We start from the raw sequence: 21,169 nt of genomic DNA, 5'->3' as shown, positions 1-21,169 counted from the left end.
GTTCGTGTGAAGGGTCGGTGGGTGTGGCGTCGGTCCCGCTCAGCGGACGGCCCGCTCAGCGGGGTCCGGCTCAGCGGACGACGATGCGGGCGTCCTGCGGGCGCCAGGAGAGGCGGAGGCGGTCGCCGGCGGCGAGGCCGGGCAGGTCGCGCTCCTTGACGAGGCTGGAGACGGAGGTGCGCACGAGGTGCTCCCCGACCCGGAGGTGGAGGTGCCACTCCTCGCCGAGGAAGGTGAGCGTCTCCGCGACGCCCACCACGCCGGCGCCCGCGGCGTCGCCCGCCCCGTCCTCGCGGCGCACCTCGATGCGCTCGGGGCGGAGGAGCAGCGTGCCCGCCCGCGGGCCGGGCACGGTCTCGCCGAGCACGCCGCGCACGGCGCCGACGCCCGGCACCTCGACCGAGACCTCCTCGCCCTCGGCGCCGGCGGGCGCCTGGACGTCGAGCAGGTTGCAGCTGCCGATGAAGCCGGCGACGAAGCGGGTCTCCGGCCGGTTGTAGATGTCCTCCGGTCCGGCGACCTGCTGCACGACGCCCTCCGACATGACCGCGATGCGGTCGGACATCGTGAGCGCCTCCTCCTGGTCGTGCGTCACGTAGATGAACGTGATGCCAACCTCGCGCTGCATCCGCTTCAGCTCGTACTGCATCTCCTTGCGGAGCTGCTGGTCGAGCGCGCCGAGCGGCTCGTCGAGGAGGACGACCTTCGGTCCGGAGACCACCGCCCGGGCGAGCGCCACGCGCTGGCGCTGCCCGCCCGAGAGCTGGTCGGGCTTGCGGTCGCCGAGGTGGCCGAGCTTCACGAGCTCGAGCGCCTCCCTGGTGCGGCGGTTCGCCTCTGCCTTGGCGACCCGCCGCACCCGGAGCTCGAACGCGACGTTCTCGAACACCGTGAGGTGGGGGAAGAGCGCGTAGCTCTGGAACAGCATGTTGAGATCGCGGTTCCGCGTCGGCACGTCGGTGACGTCGACGCCGCCGAGCCGGACCCGGCCCGAGCTCGGGGTCTCGAAGCCCGTGATCATCCGCATCAGCGTCGTCTTGCCGCATCCGGACGGTCCGAGGATGGAGAAGAATTCGTTCTCGCGGATCTCGAGGTCGAGCGGGTGCACCGCGAGGTGCCCGGCGAACTCCTTCGAGAGCCCCTGGATCTCGACGGCCGGGGTCGTCGTCGGCACGGCGGTGGCTGCCGCTGCTGAAGTGGTCTGCGTCGTCATGATCTCGATCTGCTGTTCGTGGCGGACAGGGAGGGCCCGGGTCAGGAGGCCTTCACGCGGGTCCAGCCGTCCTGGTAGAAGCGCATGGCCTTGCCCGGGTCGACGATGAAGTCGGCGTTCGCGACCTGCTCGTCGGAGGCGTAGACGGCCGCGTTGCTGAGCAGGCCCTGGTCGGTGACGTGCTCCTGCGCCGCGGCGTTCGCGCTCGCGAGGCCGCCGTCGTTCGTCGCCATCGCGGCGATCTCGGGACGGAGCAGGAAGTTGATGAACTCGTACGCGGCGTCCTGGTGCGGGGCGCCCTTCGCGATCGACAGGCCGTCGACCCAGAGGCTGCCGCCCTCCTCGGGGAGCACGTAGTGCACGTCGGGGTTCTGCTCGACGATCTTCGCCGTGCTGGTGCCGCCCCACGCCTCGGAGATGCAGACGTCGCCGCTCGCGACGAGCTCGCCGTAGTTGGTCGAGTTGTAGCCCGAGAGGAGCGGCTTCTGCTCGATGAGCGACTCGGTCGCCTTGGCGATCTCGGCCTCGTCGGTGCTGTCGGCGCCGTAGCCGTTCACCTGCAGGCCGGCGATGTACGCGGCGAGCATGTTGTCGAGCATGTTGACCTTGCCCTTCCACTTCGGGTCGAAGAGGGAGGTCCAGCTCGTGATCTCCTCGCCGCCGGTGCAGGCGGCGTTGTAGAGGATGCCGGTGGTGCCCCACACCCACGGCACGGAGTACTGCAGGCCGGGGTCGTAGCTCGGGTCGGCGAACTTCGGGGCGAGGTTGTCGATGCCCTCGATCTTCGACTTGTCGAGGGGCTCGAGGAGCTCCTGCCCGACGAGCTGCTGCACCGCGTACTGGCTCGGCTCGACGATGTCGTAGCCGGAGTTGCCCGCGGCGAGCTTCGAGATCATCGTCTCGTTGCTGTCGAAGTTGTCGACGTTGACCGCGATGCCCGTCTCCTCGGTGAAGGCGTCGAAGACGGTCTGGGGGATCTCGTCCGCCCAGGCGTAGACGTTCAGCTCGGTGGAGGGGCCGGCGTCGCCGCCCGTTCCGCTGCAGGAGGAGAGCGCCAGGGCGGCGACGACGCCGACGCTGGCGAAGATCAGCTTCTTCATGACGGGGGTCCTTTCGATGGGGGATGGTGAGGCAGGGACTGCGAGGTGCTGGTGGTGCGTGCTGCGGTGGTGCTGGTGGTGCGGTTCGTGACCGGGATGCCGGTCAGGTGCGGGACTCGACGAGGATGCGCCGCATCTGGCTGACGCCGACGAGGAGCACGATGACGAGGGTGAGGAGGATGAGCAGCGCGCCGAGGGCGTTGATGCTCGGCGTGAGGCCGGTCTTCAGGCTGGAGTAGATCTTCAGCGGCAGCGTCGTCGATCCGACGCCGCTCAGGAACGTCGACATCACGATGTTGCTGAACGAGGTGGTGAAGCTCAGCAGCCAGGCGGCGACCACGGCGGGGCGCAGGAGCGGGAAGTAGACCCGGGTGAAGGTCTGCCACGGCGTGCAGCCGAGGTCGGTCGCCGCCTCGGGCAGGCTCGGGTCGAGCATCGCGGCGGAGCTCATCAGCACGAGCGTCGCGAGCGGCAGCGAGACGATGAGGTGGCCGAGCACGAGGGTGAGGACGCCGAGCGGCACCTTCGTCGTGCTGAAGACGCTGAGCAGCGCGACGCCGAGCACGATCTCGGGCACGATGAGCGGCAGCGCGATGAGCGCCAGCATCACCCCGCGGCCCCGGCCCCGGTAGCGGGCGAGCCCGAGGGCGAACATGATGCCGATGATCGTCGCGACTGTCGCAGTGATGACGGCGACGAGGGCGCTCGTCCGCAGGGTCTGCATGAGCGAGGCATCCTGGAACAGCTCGACGTACCACTGCAGCGTGAGCCCGTCGAAGCGGGTGTTCGTGCCGGCCGCGTTGAAGGAGTAGACGATCACCGCGATGATCGGGATGTAGAGGAAGACGAACACGCCCCGGGCGATGCCGTTCACGATCCGGTCCATGCTCAGGCCTCCGTCTTCTTCTTCGCGGAGCTCTTCGTCGACGAGCGCTTCAGCGCGAGCCCGACGAGCGCCATCGAGGCGAGCATCAGCACGAGCAGCACCATCGAGACGGCGGCGCCCATCGGCTGGTTCCGGAACTCGGTGTAGAGGGTCACGATCAGGTTGCCGACGAGCGGGTCCTTGCCGCCGCCGAGGAGCACGGGGATGACGAAGACGCCCATCGTGGGGATGAAGGTCAGCAGGGCGGCGCCGAGGATGCCGGGCCGGGACAGCGGCAGGATGACCCGGCGGTGCACGCCCCACCAGCTCGCGCCGAGGTCGGTGGCGGCCTCCTTCAGCGAGGGGTCGATCGAGCGCATGGAGGCGTAGATCGGGAAGATCGCGGTCGGCAGGAACGAGTACAGCAGGCCGAGGATGACGGCGAGGTTGCTCGGGATCACCGAGAAGCCGGCGATGCCGAAGATGCCGAGGATCCCGGCGATGGGGCCGCCCGAGCCGAGGATCGTGATCCAGGCGAAGGTGCGCACGAGGAAGTCGGTCCAGAACGGGATGATGACGAGCAGCAGCAGGAAACCCTGCCGGTTCGTCGGCCGCGACACGATGTAGTACGAGGTGAGGTAGCCGATGACGAGGCAGACGACGGTGTTCAGGAGTCCGAGGCCGAGCGAGAAGAGCAGCGTCTTCGAGTAGACCGGGTCGAGCAGCTTGGCGTAGTGCTCGAGCGTGAACCCGCCCGTGATGCCGCCGTAGTCGTCGGCGACGGCGAAGCTGTTGCGCGCCACGATGAACAGCGGCAGGACGCCGAGGAGCACCACCGAGGCGATCCCGGGGATGAGCAGCAGAAGCGAGCCGCGCTTCGGCTTCTCCTGACGACCCAGATGGATCGCCCGTGTGGTCGCGGTCACGTTGCTCCTTCGCAGCTCACCGGTCGGGGGATGCTCCCAATCATGGGCCGCCGAGCTGTGCCTGCGCTCCGCCCGGCGGCGCGGAATCCGTGGAAGTCGGCGCGAATCCTGATGGAGTCCGCGGAGGGGTGGGATAGGAAGACCACTACAACGACGATCGACTACACGGCGCCCTCGGTGGGCCAGACCCCCCCCCTATGAACGACTCAAACAGAAGGCACCAGACCCGCTGTCATAGGTCTCCATCAGTTGCACACCCCAACGCGTCGGGCAGGATCGCGGGCGATCAGCGCCGACTACGCTGCCGCGGATGCCCGATTGGGCGCGCCATGGCGGCTTAGGTTCCCGCGTTTCCGTCGCGGCATCCGCCAGTAGTCATCATTCGCAGCGGATGTTCTTTCCCGAAGTGTTGTGTGTAACGGCGACCGTGCTCACGACGAAACCGTCGCCCATGCGCTCGACAATCACATCGCCGAGGTCGACTCCTGTCTTGTCGATCGCGTCGATGACGAGCACGTCATTGGTCTCGCCGTCGGCGCCGATCGCGCGTTCTGATTCCGGTAGAACGGCCAGGGCAGCTTCCAGAGTGAGCAGCGTGTCTTCCGGCGGGTACTCCGGATCAGCACTGGCCTCACCTCCTCGAGCCAAGTAGTCGCGGATCGAATCAACCATCGTTATGATCGCTTCTTCGCGCGTCGGAAGGGCGACCTCCGACTCGTAATACATGGTGGAAGCGCATCCCGACTCCGGTGGCTCACCGGCCCCAGAACCAGGTGTCTCACCCGAGCGGGTGGCACACGCGGTCATCGCCAACGCAACGAGACCGACCACTGCCATTCGAAGCATGGCTCTCGGCTGACGCACCATGACTCCTCTTCCTCTAGTACGCGAAGGCAATACTGGTCACATCCCAGATATGGAGTGTGCGCCGATGCGTCCTGTAGAAGGAGGGCGACGCATCGCCAGCCTGACACATGGTTGCCTGGTCGAACGGATCAGAACAATCTGCCAGTGTGAGAGTGTTGTTTCCTGATCCGATGTGGGCGTCGACCTGACGCGGATGCCCAAGCCCTATCGCGTGCCCGACTTCATGGGTCATCACTGAGCCTGCATCAAGACGCTTCGTGCAGGTGTACGAAGCGTCTGTGGCACGAGACGGGCACCCTTCCCACCAGGCACGCCGGTTGTCACCTTGGGTGAACCAATCGGTTCGGACGTTCAAATCGATGTAGACGGTTCCGGGCCAATTGCGTCGCGCGCGCGGTCCCGAAAGCTATTGGTTGCATTGTCACCGTATCCATCCACCGGGAGCTCCGAGAGATAGCCAGCTCGGACCGGGCCATTCACAAGCTTTGAGGCTTGATCGCAATTCCAGTACCCATACCGAATATCGTGAGCCTCTGCCGCGAATCCCGTTCCCGCCAATGTAGGAACCGCTACAGCAAACGTCACCACGAGGGCCAGCGCCACCTGCATGCGACCCGCCTTCATGGCGGCATGGTATACCACCGACCGCGACGCGAGCAAGTCTCCTTCGTCAGCGGCTTCAGTGACCCGGACGGGCGATGGCGCCGGTTGCCTGTGCCCTCTCCGACGTGGTCAACCGTGCGTGTTTGCCTTCGGGCGAGCGTAGTCGATAGCGACCGGGAGGGCCGGAGCGGAGGGTCGTGGAATACCTGGCTGAGGGAACTTGCAACCGAGGGAGGATACGCCGCGAAAGCCCGGAATTTGGGCCCGGTGAGCGATCATCGGCCGAGTAGCCAGACAAACGCAGAAGTGCAGTGCCGCGCAGCGGCGGCTCCTCACTAGTTCGCGGCGCTCGTCGGCTCGTCGTCTCCCGGAGCGGAACCAGCGGCGGGGGCGTCGTCCCCCGCAACAGGCGCGCCGGGCGCGGCCGGCGCGCCGGGGCCGGCACCGTGTCCGGTCGACTCCGCGAGCTCGGCCTGCTCGAAGGCATCCGGCTTCAGCGCCATCTGCAGCAGCGCGAGCACCATCAGCACGATGATGAAGACGCCGCCGGTGCCGATGAGCGTGAGCATCCAGTCGCGCGTCGCGATGAGCACGACGACGCCGACGAAGATCGCGGCGATCGCGGCGCCGCCGACGTACTCGGCCGGGCGGAGCAGCTCGCGGCGGCTCGGCTGGTAGGGCTCGCGGGGCGGCTGGCCCGGGTTCTCGTTGGTCACGACTGCTCCGATCCGGGGGTGGCGGCACCGGCCGCCGGGGCCTCGCCGCGGCCGGGGGCGCCGGCCCACTTCTGCGACAGCCCGCCGATGACGAGGTAGACGCCGAGGATCGCGAGGTACGCGCCGAAGAAGCCGACCGCGGTCACCGAGTCGGGCGGCAGCAGCACGAACAGCACCGCGAGCACCGCGGTGAACACGCCCGCCGCGAGGCGGTCGCGCGCACCGGCATCCCGGCCGCGCCCGCGCAGGCCGAGGTAGAGCTCGAGGAATCCGGTGATCGCCGCCCAGGCGCTCACGAGGTACAGGAAGAACGGCAGTCCGCCGCCCGGCACGGTCAGCGCGAGCAGACCCGCGACGGCCGTGACGATCGCGGAGATCAGCGTGATGGCGCGCGTGGTGCGGTCGGCGACGAAGCGCAGGCTCAGGGCGCCGACGACGACGCCCACGACGACGGCCCAGATGCCGAAGACGAGCAGGCCGAGCGCGGGGGAGTGGTCCTGCGAGAATGTGATGGCCGCCGTGGCGGCGAGGGCGATCGCACCGCGGACGACGGGCACCGCCCAGTCCTGGGCGCGCGCGGATGCGGCGGTCACGGCGACCTCTTTCGCTGTCGATGGGTGCCCCGTCGCTGCCGGGGTACCCGTCCATCCTACGCGCCGTCGAACTGGGGATTCGGCGTACGCCGGCGGCCTGCGCTGCGGCGATGCCCCGGGCGGGCGATGCGGGTCAGGCGCGCCAGAACATTCACTAAGGAAGATCGGGGGTGAAGGTTGCCGACCCGCTGACGTCGCGGCGATGCCCCGGACCGGTCCGGCCCGGGGCATCCCGCGGCGGGTGCGCTACAGCGCCCGGAGGATGTCCTCGACGCGCTGCTTGGCGTCGCCGAACAGCATCTGGGTGTTCTCCCTGGTGAACAGCGGGTTCGCGACGCCCGCGTAGCCGGCAGACATGGAGCGCTTGAAGACGACCACGTTGCCCGCCTCCCATACGCGCAGCACCGGCATCCCGGCGATCGGGCTGCCCGGATCCTGCGCGGCCGCGGGGTTCACGGTGTCGTTCGCGCCGATCACGAGCACCACGTCGGTCTCGGCGAGCTCGTCGTTGATCTCGTCCATCTCCTCGACGATGTCGTACGGCACCTTCGCCTCCGCGAGCAGCACGTTCATGTGCCCGGGCAGGCGGCCGGCGACGGGGTGGATGCCGAAGCGCACCCGCACCCCGCGCTCGCGCAGCCGGCTGGTGAGCTCCGCGACGGGGTACTGCGCCTGGGCGACCGCCATGCCGTAGCCGGGGGTGATGACGACGCTCGAGGCATCCCGCAGCAGCGCCGCCGCCGCCTCCGCATCGAGCTCGCGCACCTCGCCCTCGACCTCGCCGCTCGAGGTCGGCGCCGCGATGCCGAAGCCGCCGGCGATGACCGAGATGAACGAGCGGTTCATCGCCTTGCACATGATGTAGGAGAGGTAGGCGCCCGAGGAGCCGACGAGCGCACCGGTGATGATGAGCAGGTCGTTGTTCAGCAGGAAGCCGGCCGCGGCCGCCGCCCAGCCGGAGTAGCTGTTCAGCATCGAGATGACGACGGGCATGTCGCCGCCGCCGATCGAGGCGACGAGGTGCCAGCCGAGGAGCAGCGCGAGCACGGTCACGACGACGAGGAGCCACAGCTCCGGCGTGATGACGTACCAGACCGTGAGCCCGACGAAGGCGACGAGCGCCCCCAGGTTGAGCGCGTTCTTGCCCGGCAGCATGAGCGGCGCCGACTTCATCCGCGCCGAGAGCTTCAGGAACGCGACGATCGAGCCGGTGAAGGTGACGGCGCCGATGAAGACGCCGATGAAGACCTCGGCGTGGTGGATGTCGAGCAGGGCGCCCGACATCGCGGTCTCCTCGAGCGCGCCGTTCCAGCCGACGAGCACGGCGGCGAGGCCGACGAAGCTGTGCAGCAGCGCGATGAGCTCGGGCATGCCGGTCATCTCGACCACGCGGGCCCGCCAGAGCCCGATCGCCCCGCCGACGAGTACGGCGATGACGAGCAGGACGAGCCCCGTGGTCACGGAGGCGCTGCCCCACGCGCCGGCCAGGGTCGCCCAGACCGTCGCGACGAGCGCGATGGCCATGCCGGCGATGCCGTAGCCGACACCGGCTCGGGCGGTTTCATGCTTGCTGAGGCCCGCCAGGCTGAGGATGAACAGCAGGGCGGCGACGAGGTACGCCGCGCCGGCGACGGAGCCGGCGACGGTGAGGGTGGTGAGCTCGGTCATGTCAGGCACCGGCCTTTCCGTCGGTGCCGATGCGCTCGCCCGCGGGCGCGCTCGACGCGCCCTTCGCGGGGGCGCCGGCCGAGAACATGGCGAGCATGCGGCGGGTCACCGCGAACCCGCCGAAGATGTTGATGCTCGCGAGCAGCACGGCGACGGCGGCGAGGATCTGCACGGCGAGCACGCCGCTCGTGATCTGCACCATGGCACCGACGACGATGATGCCGGAGATCGCGTTCGTCACGCTCATGAGCGGCGTGTGCAGCGCGTGCGCCACCTTGCCGATGACGTAGAAGCCGACGACGACCGCGAGCATCAGCACGGTGAAGTGCTGGGGCAGCGGCGGCGGGGCGACTGCGTTCACGAGGAAGAGCGCCGCGACGCCGACGGCGACGAGGAGCGCCTTCTTCGCGGCGGACATCGGCGCCTTCGGAGCGGTGGGCTCCGCCGCGGGCGTCGCGGCGGCGGCCGCGGGGGCGGCCGACACCTGCACGGGCGGCGGCGGCCAGGTGACCTCGCCGTCGCGGGCGACGGTCACCGCGCGCTGCACGACGTCCTCGAAGTCGAGCACGAGCTCGCCGTCCTTGCCGGGCGTGAGCAGCTTCACGAGGTTCACGATGTTCGTGCCGTAGAGCTGCGAGGCCTGGGTGGGCAGGCGCGAGGCGAGGTCGGTGTAGCCGAGGATGACGACGCCGTTCGGCGTGACGATGCGCTCGCCGGCGACGGAGCCCTCGACGTTGCCGCCCATGCCCGCGGCCATGTCGACGATGACGCTGCCCGAGCGCATGCTCGCGACGTCGGCCGCCGTGATGAGCTTCGGCGCCGGGCGTCCCGGGATGAGCGCGGTCGTGATCACGATGTCGACGTCGGCGGCCTGCTCGGAGTAGATCTCCGCGGCGCGGCGGTCGTAGGCCTCGCTCGTCGCCTTCGCGTAGCCGTCGGTGGACTGCTCGACCTCGACCTCGACCTTCAGGTACTCGCCGCCGATCGACTTCACCTGGTCGGCGACCTCGGGTCGCGGGTCGGTGGCGCGCACGATGGCGCCGAGGCTGGATGCCGCGCCGATCGCCGCGAGTCCGGCGACGCCGGCGCCCGCGACGAGCACCTTCGCGGGCGGCACCTTGCCGGCGGCGGTGACCTGTCCGGTGAAGAAGCGCCCGAACTCGTGGGCCGCCTCGACGACGGCGCGGTAGCCGGCGATGTTCGCCATGGAGCTCAGCACGTCCATCGACTGCGCCCGCGAGATGCGCGGCACGGCGTCCATCGCGATCGCGGTCACGCCCGCGGCGCCGAGCCGCTCGAGGAGCTCGGCGCTGAAGGCCGGGGCGAGCAGGCCGATGACCGTGGTGCCGGGCCGGAGCGCCGCGACCTCCGCGTCCGTGGGCGCGTTCACCTTGAGCACGATCTCGCTCGCGAGCGCGTCCGCTCCGGTGACGATGGCCGCTCCGGCGTCGCGGTAGGCCTCGTCGAGGAACGCGGATGCCTCGCCTGCGCCGGCCTCGACGGCGACCTCGTAGCCCAGTCCGATCAGCTGCTTCACGGTCGCCGGCGTGGCGGCGACCCTCGTCTCCGGCGGTTGCTCGGTGACGACCCCGATTCGGGTCATTCGGTTCTCCTCTGCACTTCGTCTTCATCGACGCGTCCGCGCACTGCCGGACCGCGAGCTGCGGGGGCGCGGCGCGGTCCCGCCCGGATCGGACGGGACGGCGGCGCTGCAGCGTGGCTGGCCCTACTCTAGAGGACGCTTCTTCCTCAGTGTGAAAGTTACATTCCATTCTGCGGAAGCGCCAGTGGCTCGGGTGGAGCCTGCGGCCAGCGTATGGCCCCGTGAGGTGAGGATGCCGCGATTTCACGCGCGCCGAAGATGAAGGATTCGCGGTTCTTTCCCCGGGCGGAACTTCGGCGGCGGGGTGCGCGTGGTCACGCGCGCTCCGCTCTTGTCGATGAGAGAAACGGGTCGTAGAGTGCGTTCCCAAGGCAGATCGTGCGTTTGCCTGCTCCGGTTCTTCGACCGCCTGGAGACGACCAGCGACCCCGTCGCGGCTCCGGCAGCAGGGTCCGATTCCTTCGGAGAAGAACGACATGAACGCACACTTTCAAACGGCCGCGACGGTGACGGGGCAGAGCCAGCCGCGGCTCAGCCGGCGATGAACTGAGGCGACATGTTCACTTCGCTCCAAGGTGGCGGGTATCTCGCCGAGGCCGAGGTCCGGGCACGCCAGGCCGCAGAGCAAGCCCAAGGCACGCCCGTCCCGATCCGGATGTCCGTGCGACGGCGACCCGTCCGCGCCTGGCTGCGGCGACTCGTTCGCCGGAGAAGGGGCTGAGCCGCGGCGTTCGCTGCCACCCACCCACGCGTCCGCACTCCGGTCACGGCGTTCTAGTATCGGACGAGAACGCGCGGCGGATGCCGCCGGGAAAGGCGGTCCAGGTGGCCAAGGATGCCCCGGCGAACGCCGCCGGATCGCAGACGCTGAGTCGAGGCATCCGGGTGCTCGAGGTGCTGGCGGACGCCGAGCGCCCGCTGACCATCGACGAGGTCGCCGCCGCGCTCGGCGTGCACCGCTCGGTGGCGTACCGCTTGCTGCGCACCCTCGAGGACCACGGGCTCGTCGCCCGCGACGCGGCCGGGCGGCTGCTGCTCGGTGCCGGCCTCGCCGCCCTCGCCGCCGGCGTGCAGCGCGACCTCCAGCAGCTCGCACTCCCCGAACTCGCCGAGGTGGCCGAGGAGCTCGGCATGACCTGCCTGCTCGCGGTGCTGCTCGACGGCGACGAGGCCGTCACACTCGTCAGCGCCTCGCCCCGGCGCACGGCCGCGGTGTCGTACCGGCCGGGGCACCGGCATCCGATCACCCGCGGCGGACCCGGCAAGGCGATCCTGCTCGGCCTGCCCGAGCGCAGCTGGCCCGCCGACGTGCCGGAGGAGCTCCGCGCCGAGGTCGTCGAGAGCCGCCTGCGCGGATACACGGTGAGTCACGACGAGGTCGTGCCCTCGCTGCGCTCGGTCGCGGTGCCGCTCAGCCTGCCCGGACAGCCGCCGGCGTCGATCGCGGTCATCCACGTCTCGTTCCCGCGGCCGGAGGCCGAGCTCGCCGAGCGCCTGCAGGAGGCGGCCGCCCGGCTGCAGCGCGCCTCCGGCGCGTGAGCCGCCCGGTTCCCTGAGCCGGTCGAAGGGAGCGTGTCCTGGTTCCCTGAGCCGGTCGAAGGGAACTCGTTCCGGATTCCCTTCGACGAGCTCAGGGAACCACCCCCTTCGACGAGCTCAGGGAACCAATGCCTACCGTTGCGGCCGCAGGGCGCCCTCGAAGAACGCCGCGAGCTCGGCGGTCGCGGTGAGCGGCAGCACGTGCGCGACGTACTGGTCGGGGCGCACGACGACGACCGCGCCGTCGCGGGAGATGCCGCGCTCCTCGAAGATGTCGGTCGGGCACCACGCGCTCGGGGCTGCGGCGAAGACCTTCTCCCAGTCCATCAGGCCGAGCGGGCCGGTCTTCGGGCGGAACACCTCGGGTACCGCCATGATGTCGACGCCCTCGTGCGGCTGCTGGTGGATCACCTTCACGTCGAACACCGCGTCGACGTCGGCGCCCTCCGGCGTGAACCGCGCGAGCGGCGACGCCGGCGACGCCATCCACTCGGCCCACGACGCGAGCGCGGATGCCTCCCCGGCGGCGGGCGCGTCGGCGAAGGCGTAGATGCGCCAGCGGCCGTCGGCCTTCGCGTGGTGCCCGAGGTGCACGACGTTTCCGTCGCACACCATCGACACCTCCGAGGACTTGAACCGCTTGCCGATCGGGAAGCCGGTGGCGAGCCCCTGGTGGTCGGCGCCGCCGACGATCGCCGAGGGACCGTACTCGGTCATGAACCCCGAGGGGAACTCGGCGGTGCCGAGGTAGTAGTTCGCGAGCTCCTGCGGGTCGGAGATCTCCTCCGGCTTGCGCGCCATGAGCGAGGACCATTCGCGGTCGAAGTCGATGAGCTGCTGGGCCACCGGCTGGCGCTCGGCCGAGTAGGTGGCGAGCAGCTCGGCGGGGGCGAGGCCGGCGACGACGGAACCGAGCTTCCAGCCGAGGTTGAAGCCGTCCTGCATCGAGACGTTCATGCCCTGACCGGCCTTCGCGCTGTGCGTGTGGCAGGCGTCGCCCGTGAGGAACACGCGGGGGGAGGCATCCGTCCCCTCCTCGCGGTCGTCGAAGTGGTCGGTGACTCGGTGACCCACCTCGTAGACGCTGAACCAGGCGACCTCGCGCACGTCGATCGAGAAGGGGTGGAGGATGTCGTTCGCCTTCGCGACGATCGCCTCGATGGGCGTCTTGCGCACCTCGTGGTTGTCGTCGGCCGAGACCTCGCCGAGGTCGATGTACATGCGGCAGAGGTAGCCGCCCTCGCGCGGGATGTGCAGGATGTTGCCCGCCGAGGAGTTGATCGCGCACTTCGTGCGCCAGTCGGGGAAGTCGGTGTTCACGACGACGTCCATGACGCCCCAGGCGTGCGCCGAGATGCCGCCGAGGTGCTTGCGTCCGATGGCCTCGCGCACGCCGCTGCGGGCGCCGTCGCAGCCGGCGACGTACTTGGCGCGAACGGTGCGCTCCTCGCCGGCGCGCTCGCCCGCGGTGTGGCGCACGCGCACCTCGACGGGGTGGTCGCCGGCCTCCGCGGAGCCCTCCGGGTGCACGGTGAGGCCGAGGAACTCGATGCCGTAGTCGGGCTTCATCCGGCCGGGGCCGTTCGCGGCGGCCTCGGCGAAGTAGTCGAGCACGCGCGCCTGGTTCACGATGAGGTGCGGGAACTCGCTGATCTTGTAGCCGTAGTCCTCGGTGCGCGAGGTGCGCACGATCCGCGCCGGGTCCTCCGGGTCCGGCCCCCAGAAGTTCATGTAGCCGATGTTGTACGCCTCGGCGATGATGCGCTCGGCGAAGCCGAAGGCCTGGAAGGTCTCGACGCTACGGGGCTGGATGCCGTCGGCCTGCCCGAGCACGAGGCGGCCGTCGCGGCGCTCGATCATCCGGGTGACGACGCCCGGGTACTGGGACAGCTGCGCGGAGAGCAGCATGCCGGCCGGGCCGGAGCCGACGATGAGCACGTCCATCTCGTCGGGCAGTTCGTCGGGCCGGTCGAGGCCGATGCCGGCGGCGGGCTGGACGCGCGGGTCGCCCGAGACGTATCCCTGGTCGTGGAACTGCACGGGGGCTCCTCACCTCGTCGTGATGGGCCGCCGCTGCGGCGGCCCGTCCGAGGGCGGCTCGCGTCTCGCCATCCACCCTCGTTCGATAATCGAACGTGCCATTCGGTTATCGCGCAGTGATCATACGCCCGAGGCGCGCGCGGGACAACCGCGGGCGCGGCGGGGAAGAGCCGACGAGGTGATGCGCAGCAGCCGAGGCCTACTTGATGCTGCCCTGGGTGAGCCCGCCGACGAGCCAGCGCTGCAGGAAGAGCGCCAGCAGGTACACCGGGATCATGCCGGTGAGCGACGCCGCGGCCATCTGCCCGAACATGACCTCGCGTCCGCCCTGCATGAGCGCGATGCCCACCGGCAGCGTCTGCGAGGCCGTGCTCTGCGTGAGCATCAACGGGATGAGGAAGTCGTTGTAGACGAGGATGAACGCGATGATCGCGACCGCCACCACCCCGGGCGCGACGAGGGGCAGCACGATCCGCACCAGCGTGCGCACCGGCCCGCAGCCGTCGATCTGCGCCGCCTCGTCGATCTCCTCCGGGATGCCGCGGAAGAAGCCGTCGAGGAGCCACACCGCGACCGGCGTCACCATGAGCCCCTCGATGAGTCCGAGTCCGACCACGTTGTCCATGAGCCCGGCGGTGCGGACGAGCATGAACAGCGGGATGACCGCGACGATCGGCGGCGCCACGTACGCCGAGACGATGAGCGCCATCGAGCGCGAGCCGCCCGTGCGCAGCCTGGCCATCGCGAAGTTCGCGGGGATCGCCACGGCGAGCGCGACGACGGCCGCGATGGCCGCCGCGATGAGCGAGTTGCGCAGGTAGACGAGCACCGGCGCCTGCTCGAAGGCCGAGGCCCAGTTCTCCCAGGCGATCCGGGAGGGCAGGATGCGGGTGGAGAGGATGTCGTCGGGGCTCTTGAACGACATCGTCACGAGGTACAGGATCGGCAGCAGCGTGAACGCGATCGCGACGACGATCACGGCCCACTTCAGCACCTGGATGCCGCGCGGCGCCCGCCCGATCCGGCTGGCGGAGCTCGCCCGGCGGAGGCGGGGCGGCCGGCCGTCGGGAACCGTCATCGCCCGGGTGGTGGTGGCATCCGCCGGCCCGGCGGGCCCGCGCTCGATGGTGGTGGACATGGTCACTCACCGGCCTTCTGGAGTCGGGTGCGGTACGAGGAGAGCGGCACGATCACGATGGTGACGAGCACGAGGAAGACGATCGTCTGCGCGGCCGCCGCCCCGACGTCGAACTGCTGCAGGGCGGTGCGGTAGATGTTGAAACTGCTCACGGTGGTGTCGAGGCCAGGTCCGCCGCCGGTCATGATGAAGACCAGGTCGAAGACCTTGAACGAGACGATGAGCTTCAGCATCAGCACCGTGACGAGGGTCGGCAGCACGAGCGGGAAGGTGACGTGCCGGAAGGTGCGCCACACGCCGGCGCCGTCGACCTGCGCCGCTTCGAAGACCTCGCCGGGCAGCGTCTGGAGGGCCGCGAAGAGCAGCAGCACGCAGAACGGCACCCACTGCCAGACGTCGACCACGACGATCGAGATCATCGCCGCGGGCGAGCTGCCGAGGAAGAGCACCGGGTCGGCGCCCGGCGACACGAGCTGCAGCACGTTGTTGAAGAGGCCGCCGGTCGGGGCGAACATGAGCTTCCAGATGACGCCGGCCATCACGGGCGGGGTCATCAGCGGCAGCAGGAAGATGACGCGCACGACCTTGCCGGACCGCACGGCCACGTCGAGCGAGAGCGCGATGACGAAGCCGATCGCGAGCGCGAGGAGCGCGGAGGGGATGGCGAAGACGAGGGAGCGGCCGAGCGAGGGCACCGTCACCCCGTCGCTCAGCACCTTCGCGAAGTTGTCGAACCCCACCCACTCGGCGAACGGCCGGCCGAGCGACGACTCGCTGAACGACACCACGACCGTGTAGACCAGCGGATAGATCGCGACGATCGCGATCGCGAGGAACGCGGGGGCGAGGAACGCCCAGCCGATGCGACGGCCGCGGGGCTTCCGCAGCGCCGCCGTGTCCGGGGCCACCGTTGCCATGAGGACTTCCTTGTCTCGAACTGCCCGGGCGGTCGCCCGCACGGGCCGGGGGTCGGATCGGCCGGCCGGGAGCTGCTCCCGGCCGGCCGCGCCGGTCAGAGCTTCTGCCAGGCGTCCCAGGTCTGCGCCATGGCCTGCTCGGCGGTGAGGTTGCCCTGCAGCATGAGCGCGAGGTTGTCGTTCAGCGCCGAGATCATCTCGGGCGCCGCGGGCGAGGTCGGCCACGACTGCGCCTCCGGCAGCACCTGAGCCGAGACCTCGGCGACCTGCGGGGCGAACTCGCGGTACTTCTCGCTCTCGAGCGTGGAGGTGCGGATGGGGTCGACGCCGCTGCCCGTCGTCGTGATGAGCTGCTCGTTCATCGCCTTCGAGGAGGAGAAGCGCACGAAGTCCTTCGCGAGCTCCTCGTCGGAGGCGTTCGGGCTGACGCCCATCGCCCAGCCGGCGTTCAGCGCGCCGGAGACGTGGCCCTCCGGCCCGACCGGCAGCGGGGCGACGCCCCAGCCGTCGACGATCTTCGACTGGCCCGGGTCCTGCGCGAAGACGCCCAGGTCGGTCCAGAACTCGATCATGCCGACGTTGCCGGCGAGGAACTGCGGCAGCGCCTGCTCGAAGCCGATCTCGAGCGGGCTCGGCAGGGCGTACGGCGAGGCATCCAGCATCGCCTGCGCCGCCGCGACCGCGGCGTCCGTCGTCAGGTCGGGCATCGCCGGGTCGATCGGGTCGGGCGACATCGTCGCGAGCCGGTTGAAGAACGTCGAGCCGATGTTGAAGGCGCTCTTCGAGCCGAGCAGCGCGGCGCCGTACACGCCGTCCGCCTTCTCGGCCTCGGTGATCTTCTTCGCGGCCGCGACGTACTCGTCCCAGGTGGTCGGCACGGCGACGCCGTTCCGCTCCAGGATGGCGGTGTTGTAGAAGAGCACGTGCGTGTCGCCGTCGATCGGCAGCCCGTAGGTCTTGCCCTCGAACTGCGTGTACGGCCCGAAGATGCTCTGGATGAAGTCGGGCTCGTCGATCTCCTCGTCGGAGGAGGCCCACTCGGTGAGGTCCGCGAGCGCGCCGGCCTCGGCGAGCGCGCCGACCGAGGTGTACCAGTACTGGATGGCGTCGTAGTGGTTCGTGCCCGACTGCGCGTCGAGGATCGCCTTCGTCTGGATCTGGTCGTAGGGCACGACCTCGATCTCGACCTTGACGCCGGTCTCCTTCTCGTACTCCTCGGCGAGGATCTTGCCCGCGCCCTCCTGGGGCTGGGCGATCAGCACGTTCAGGGTGCGGTCGCCGTCGGCGCCGCCGGACGCGCAGCCGGCGAGGGTGCCGGCGACGACGAGCGCGGTGGCGATGGCCGCGGCTCGGATGGCCCGCGGGGGACGGGTCGAGAAGCTCCGTTGCTTGCTCATTGCTCGGATTCCTTTCGTGGAACGGTCGGGGGAGATGCGGTGCGGTGGATCAGCCGGCGGGCCGGTCGTCCGACGCGGGTCGCCAGGGGCGGTCGACCTTGTCGGCGGCGACGCCGGGGGCCTTGATGAAGAGCGCGCGGAACGGGGCGCCGCTCGTGTTGCGCAGGAAGTGCTCGACGTTCGGCGGGCAGCTGACGAACTCGCCGGCCGCGAGGCGCACGGGCCCCTCGCGGTCGATCCAGAGCTCCGCCTCGCCCTCGACCGCGAGGAACGACTCCTCGTGCTGCTCGTGCAGGTGGTTGGCGAACTCGTCGCCGGGCCGCAGCACGATGGTGCCGAAGGCGGCGTGCTCGGCCTGGCTCAGGTAGCCGGGCCCCCAGTCGCCGAAGCGGAGCTCGGCGTCGGCGAGCCGCACGGGGCGAACGACCGCGGCGCTCATGCCGCCCGCCGTGCGGCCGACACCTCGAGGTAGCGCTCGTGGGCCTCGGCCGGGTCGAGGCCGTCGTGCACCACGGCCCGGACGGCCTGGATCATGGCGGCGGGGTCGGCGCTCTGGAAGATGTTCCGGCCCATGTCGACGCCGGCCGCGCCCGCCCGCACGGCGTTCGACGCCATGGTGAGGGCGTCGAGTTCGGGCAGCTTCTTGCCGCCCGCCATGATGACCGGCACGGGGCATCCGGCGACGACGTCCTCGAAGCCCTCCTCGCAGTAGTAGGTCTTCACGATCTGCGCGCCGAGCTCCGCGATGATGCGCGTCGCGAGGCCCAGATAGCGGGCGTCGCGCACGAGCTCCTTGCCGACGGCCGTGACGCCGAGCACCGGGATGCCGGCCTCGTAGCCCTCGTCGACGAGGCCGGTGAGGTTCCGCACGCTGCGGGACTCGTGCTCGCCGCCGATGAAGACCTGCACGGCGACCGCGTCGGCGCCGATGCGGACCGCGTCGCGCATCGCCATGGCGGGGTGCTCGTCGGAGAGGTCCTTCAGGATGGACGGCCCGCCGGAGGCGCGCAGTACGAGGCCGGAGCGCGTCGTCGCGGGGAACGAGGTGCGCAGCGCGCCGCGGGTGCCCATGAGGGCGTCGGCGTACGGGGCGAGCGGCGCGATGTTCAGGTCGAGGCGTTCGAGGCCCGAGGTGGGGCCCTGGAAGTAGCCGTGGTCGAAGGCGAGCATGACCGTGCGGCCCGTCTCGCCCTCGAAGATGCGGCCGAGGCGGTGCTGCATGCCCCAGTCGTAGGCGGCCGCGCCCTTGATCGCGTGCCCGAAGCTCGCGGCCGGGACGGTGGGGGCGAAGTCCTTCGCGTTGACGTTGCCGTCGAGGTCAGCCATTGGTGTCCTTCTTCTCTCGGTCGGTGGGTCGGGCGGGCCGGTAGTCCAGGCCGCCCGGCGGGGTGAACAGGGGGTCGATGCCGGCGGCGCCCGTGGCGCGGACCTGCGCGTCGTAGACGGCGAGCCAGCGGCGGTACGCCTCGTCGGAGGCGGCGACGGCGGATGCCTCGGGCGCAAGCCGGCGTTCGCCGCCGCCCGCGGGCGGCAGCTCGGCGCCGATCGCCGCGGCCGCGAGCCGCGCCGCGCCGTAGGAGGTCGCCTCGGCGACGGTCGAGGTGACGACGGTGCGGTTCGTGGCGTCCGCGATGAGCTGCGGCCAGAGCCGGCCGCCGCTCGAGCCGCCGGCGAAGACGAGCTCGCCGCTGCGGCCGGCGCCGCCGGCCGTGAGCTCGTCGAGGATCGCGAGATGCGCCCGGACGACCCAGGCGGCCGCCTCCTCCACGGAGCGCACGAAGGCGCCGCGGCCGAAGCGTTCCGGGTCGTTGATGTCGAAGCCGACGAAGGCGGGGGCGGCGTGGTGCCAGGCGTCCGTCTGCATGGCGTTCGCGAGCACCGCGACGAGGCCGTTCGAGCCCGGCGGCACCGCGGCCGCGAGCTCCTCCATGACGTCGAAGGCTCCCGACGGGCCGCGCGCGGCCACCGCGTCGACGAAGAAGACGTCGCGGAGCCAGCGCATCGCGAGCCCGGACAGGAAGCTGATGCCCTCGACCATCCAGCTGCCGGGTTCGACGTGGCAGAGCGTGCGGAGGCGTCGCTCGGGGTCGATGACCGGACGGTCCAGGAGCGCGGCGGTCTGCCAGAAGGTCCCGCCGACGACGACCGGGATGCCGGCGACCGCGCCGATCCCGTGCAGGGCGAGCTGGGTGTCGGCGCCGCCGATCACGACGGGGGTGCCCGCGGCGAGCCCGGTCGCCTCCGCCGCCTCGGCGGTGACGCGGCCGGCGATCTCCCCGCCCTCGAGGACGGGCGGCAGGATCGCGGGGTCGATGCCGACGAGCCCCGCGAGCTCGGTCGACCAGCTGCGCGCCGAGAGGTCGAAGAGGGCGCTCGACGAGCCGCAGGTGGGATCGGTCGTGAACTCGCCGGTGAGGCGGGTGACCACCCAGTCGCTGAGCATGCCGAGGTGGCGCGTCTCCGCCAGCACCTCGGGCGCCTCCTCGGCGATCCAGCGGAGCCGGGCCGGAGCCGTGATCGACACCCAGTCCCCGCCCAGCGCGAAGATGCGGTCGGCCGCGCCCTCGTCGACGAGGCGCTGCGCCTGGCCGCGGGCGCGGCCGTCGGTGTTCGGGCAGGCCCAGATCTCGCGGCCCCGGCCGTCGTACAGCACGAAGCCCTCGCGCATGCTCGATGCGGCGACCGCGGCGACCTGGCGGCCGTCCAGGGCGGTGACGACCTCGCGCACGGCCTCGGCGACGAGCGTCCAGTTCGCCGCCGTGTCGAACGAGGTCCCGCCGGGATGGCCGACGACCGCGCGGTGGCTCCACTCGCGGCCGGCACGGGCGACGACGGTGCCGTCGAGCGCGACCGCGAGCGCCCGGGCCGAGCCGGTGCCCGCGTCGATCGCGAGCACGACGGGGTCGCGGCTCATGAGGCCCGCTCCTCGGCGTCGGGCCGCTCGAGGTGCTCGACCACGCGGTCGACGACCATGCGGGCGCCGCGGGCGAGGGTCTCGAACGTCGCCCCGCCGATGTGCGGCGTCAGCTGCACCTGGGGCAGCGCGACGAGCTCGCGCCAGGGCCCGTCGGGCTCGCAGACGTCCATCGCCGCGGCGCGGAGCCGTCCGCTGCGGAGTGCGGACAGCAGTGCCGCCTCATCGACGAGGGACTCCCGCGCGGTGTTCACGAGGACGGCGCCCGACGGCAGCAGCGCGAGCGCCGCCTCGCCGACGAGATGCCGGTTCTCGGCGGTGGCGCGGGCGTGGATGCTCAGCACGTCCACCTCGGGGAGCATCGTCTCGAGGCTCGGGGCGAGCGTCACGCCCTCGACCGCCTCGGTCACGAAGGGGTCGTAGGCCGTCACCGTCATGCCGAGCGCGAGCGCCCGGGCGGCCACGAGGCGGGCGACGTGGCCGAGGCCGATGAGCCCGAGCCGGGCGCCGCGGAGCTCGCTGCCGAACCAGCGCGCGCCCTCGAAGGCGGACTCGGCGATCGCGCGTCCCTCGGCCGATGCGGCATCCACGTCCTGGAGCGCCGGCCGCAGGTTCCGGAACGCGGTGATGATGAAGCCGATCGTGAGGTCGGCGACCGCCTCGGCGTTCTTGCCCGGCGTCGTCGCGACGGTCACGCCGAGCTCGGCGGCCGCCTCGAGGTCGATGTTGACGGGCCCGCCCCGGGCGCAGCCGATCATCCGCACCGAGGGGTTCTGCTCCAGCACCCGCCGCGTGATCGGCGCGCCGTGCACGACGAGCACCTCGTGCCCGTCGATGAAGGCGTCGACCTCGGCGGGATCCCCCTCGTACTCGCGCAGCGCGTCGAGCGGCCAGCTGGGGGCATCCGTCTGCGTCATGGTGCGGAGCTCGACGGCGTCGACGCGACCGCGGAGGGCGTCGGCGAACACCTCGGCGGACATGTAGCTGTCGCCGATGACGAGGACTCGGGGCGAAGTGGGCACAGACGTCTCCTGCGGGGTGCGTGGGGTCGGGGAACGGGGGCACCGGGG

Annotated in this window: 18 protein-coding genes; 1 reads left to right on the top strand and 17 read right to left on the bottom strand. The window is 70.8% G+C overall.

Going from position 1 to position 21,169, the window contains the following annotated elements:
* Nucleotides 1-70 precede the first annotated feature (70 nt).
* The 9 genes from ROT00_RS07885 to ROT00_RS07845 form a co-directional block, all read right to left on the bottom strand.
* Nucleotides 71-1,213 (bottom strand): ABC transporter ATP-binding protein, encoded by a 1,143-nt coding sequence (locus ROT00_RS07885; RefSeq protein ID WP_404773770.1) that lies wholly within the window; start codon nucleotides 1,211-1,213, stop codon nucleotides 71-73.
* 41 nt (nucleotides 1,214-1,254) lie between these two features.
* Nucleotides 1,255-2,313, bottom strand: coding sequence for an ABC transporter substrate-binding protein (locus ROT00_RS07880; RefSeq protein WP_404773768.1), 1,059 nt, complete (start codon nucleotides 2,311-2,313; stop codon nucleotides 1,255-1,257).
* Between the two features lie 103 nt (nucleotides 2,314-2,416).
* Nucleotides 2,417-3,199 carry an ABC transporter permease gene (locus ROT00_RS07875; RefSeq protein ID WP_404773767.1) on the bottom strand — a complete coding sequence of 261 codons (783 nt, stop codon included), beginning with the start codon at nucleotides 3,197-3,199 and terminating at the stop codon, nucleotides 2,417-2,419.
* 2 nt (nucleotides 3,200-3,201) lie between these two features.
* Nucleotides 3,202-4,104, bottom strand: coding sequence for an ABC transporter permease (locus ROT00_RS07870; protein WP_404773765.1), 903 nt, complete (start codon nucleotides 4,102-4,104; stop codon nucleotides 3,202-3,204).
* 378 nt (nucleotides 4,105-4,482) lie between these two features.
* On the bottom strand, nucleotides 4,483-4,830 hold the full coding sequence (locus ROT00_RS07865; protein WP_404773763.1) for a hypothetical protein: 348 nt from the start codon (nucleotides 4,828-4,830) through the stop codon (nucleotides 4,483-4,485).
* A gap of 1,079 nt (nucleotides 4,831-5,909) precedes the next feature.
* Entirely contained in the window at nucleotides 5,910-6,290 is a 381-nt protein-coding gene (locus ROT00_RS07860; protein WP_404773761.1) for a hypothetical protein, read from the bottom strand.
* On the bottom strand, nucleotides 6,287-6,883 hold the full coding sequence (locus tag ROT00_RS07855) for a DUF308 domain-containing protein (protein WP_404773759.1): 597 nt from the start codon (nucleotides 6,881-6,883) through the stop codon (nucleotides 6,287-6,289). Before ROT00_RS07855 ends, ROT00_RS07860 begins: the two co-directional genes overlap by 4 nt.
* 246 nt (nucleotides 6,884-7,129) lie before the next feature.
* A complete protein-coding gene (gene pntB / locus ROT00_RS07850; protein ID WP_404774070.1) occupies nucleotides 7,130-8,551 on the bottom strand; it encodes a Re/Si-specific NAD(P)(+) transhydrogenase subunit beta in 1,422 nt (473 codons plus the stop codon).
* A 1-nt stretch (nucleotide 8,552) separates the two neighbouring features.
* Entirely contained in the window at nucleotides 8,553-10,154 is a 1,602-nt protein-coding gene (locus ROT00_RS07845) for a Re/Si-specific NAD(P)(+) transhydrogenase subunit alpha (protein WP_404773757.1), read from the bottom strand.
* 825 nt (nucleotides 10,155-10,979) lie between these two features.
* Here ROT00_RS07845 and ROT00_RS07840 point away from each other — a divergent pair.
* Nucleotides 10,980-11,693 carry an IclR family transcriptional regulator gene (locus ROT00_RS07840; RefSeq protein WP_404773755.1) on the top strand — a complete coding sequence of 238 codons (714 nt, stop codon included), beginning with the start codon at nucleotides 10,980-10,982 and terminating at the stop codon, nucleotides 11,691-11,693.
* A gap of 132 nt (nucleotides 11,694-11,825) precedes the next feature.
* Here the strand turns inward: ROT00_RS07840 and ROT00_RS07835 are convergent, their stop codons facing one another.
* From ROT00_RS07835 to ROT00_RS07800, 8 genes are all read right to left on the bottom strand, one after another.
* Nucleotides 11,826-13,733 (bottom strand): FAD-binding monooxygenase, encoded by a 1,908-nt coding sequence (locus ROT00_RS07835; protein ID WP_404773754.1) that lies wholly within the window; start codon nucleotides 13,731-13,733, stop codon nucleotides 11,826-11,828.
* A 199-nt stretch (nucleotides 13,734-13,932) separates the two neighbouring features.
* The gene (locus ROT00_RS07830; protein ID WP_404773752.1) at nucleotides 13,933-14,871 is read right to left on the bottom strand and encodes a carbohydrate ABC transporter permease; all 939 of its coding nucleotides are present in this window, start codon (nucleotides 14,869-14,871) and stop codon (nucleotides 13,933-13,935) included.
* A gap of 2 nt (nucleotides 14,872-14,873) precedes the next feature.
* Complete coding sequence (locus ROT00_RS07825) at nucleotides 14,874-15,788, bottom strand: carbohydrate ABC transporter permease (protein ID WP_404773750.1); 915 nt, start codon at nucleotides 15,786-15,788, stop codon at nucleotides 14,874-14,876.
* 95 nt (nucleotides 15,789-15,883) lie between these two features.
* A complete protein-coding gene (locus ROT00_RS07820) occupies nucleotides 15,884-17,185 on the bottom strand; it encodes an ABC transporter substrate-binding protein (RefSeq protein WP_404773748.1) in 1,302 nt (433 codons plus the stop codon).
* A 49-nt stretch (nucleotides 17,186-17,234) separates the two neighbouring features.
* Nucleotides 17,235-17,624, bottom strand: coding sequence for a cupin domain-containing protein (locus ROT00_RS07815; protein WP_404773747.1), 390 nt, complete (start codon nucleotides 17,622-17,624; stop codon nucleotides 17,235-17,237).
* Nucleotides 17,621-18,511 carry a 3-hydroxy-5-phosphonooxypentane-2,4-dione thiolase gene (gene lsrF / locus ROT00_RS07810; RefSeq protein WP_404773745.1) on the bottom strand — a complete coding sequence of 297 codons (891 nt, stop codon included), beginning with the start codon at nucleotides 18,509-18,511 and terminating at the stop codon, nucleotides 17,621-17,623. The genes ROT00_RS07815 and lsrF overlap by 4 nt, the downstream gene beginning before the upstream one ends.
* Nucleotides 18,504-20,099, bottom strand: a complete 1,596-nt coding sequence (locus ROT00_RS07805; protein ID WP_404773744.1) for an FGGY family carbohydrate kinase — start codon at nucleotides 20,097-20,099, stop codon at nucleotides 18,504-18,506. The genes lsrF and ROT00_RS07805 overlap by 8 nt, the downstream gene beginning before the upstream one ends.
* A complete protein-coding gene (locus ROT00_RS07800) occupies nucleotides 20,096-21,121 on the bottom strand; it encodes an NAD(P)-dependent oxidoreductase (RefSeq protein WP_404773742.1) in 1,026 nt (341 codons plus the stop codon). Before ROT00_RS07800 ends, ROT00_RS07805 begins: the two co-directional genes overlap by 4 nt.
* Nucleotides 21,122-21,169: the final 48 nt, after the last annotated feature.

The organism is Agromyces mediolanus, from assembly GCF_044917495.1.
Lineage (GTDB): Bacteria > Actinomycetota > Actinomycetes > Actinomycetales > Microbacteriaceae > Agromyces > Agromyces mediolanus_B.
Note: the sequence above shows the minus strand (reverse complement) of the source record. Positions and strands in the feature narration are given on the sequence as shown.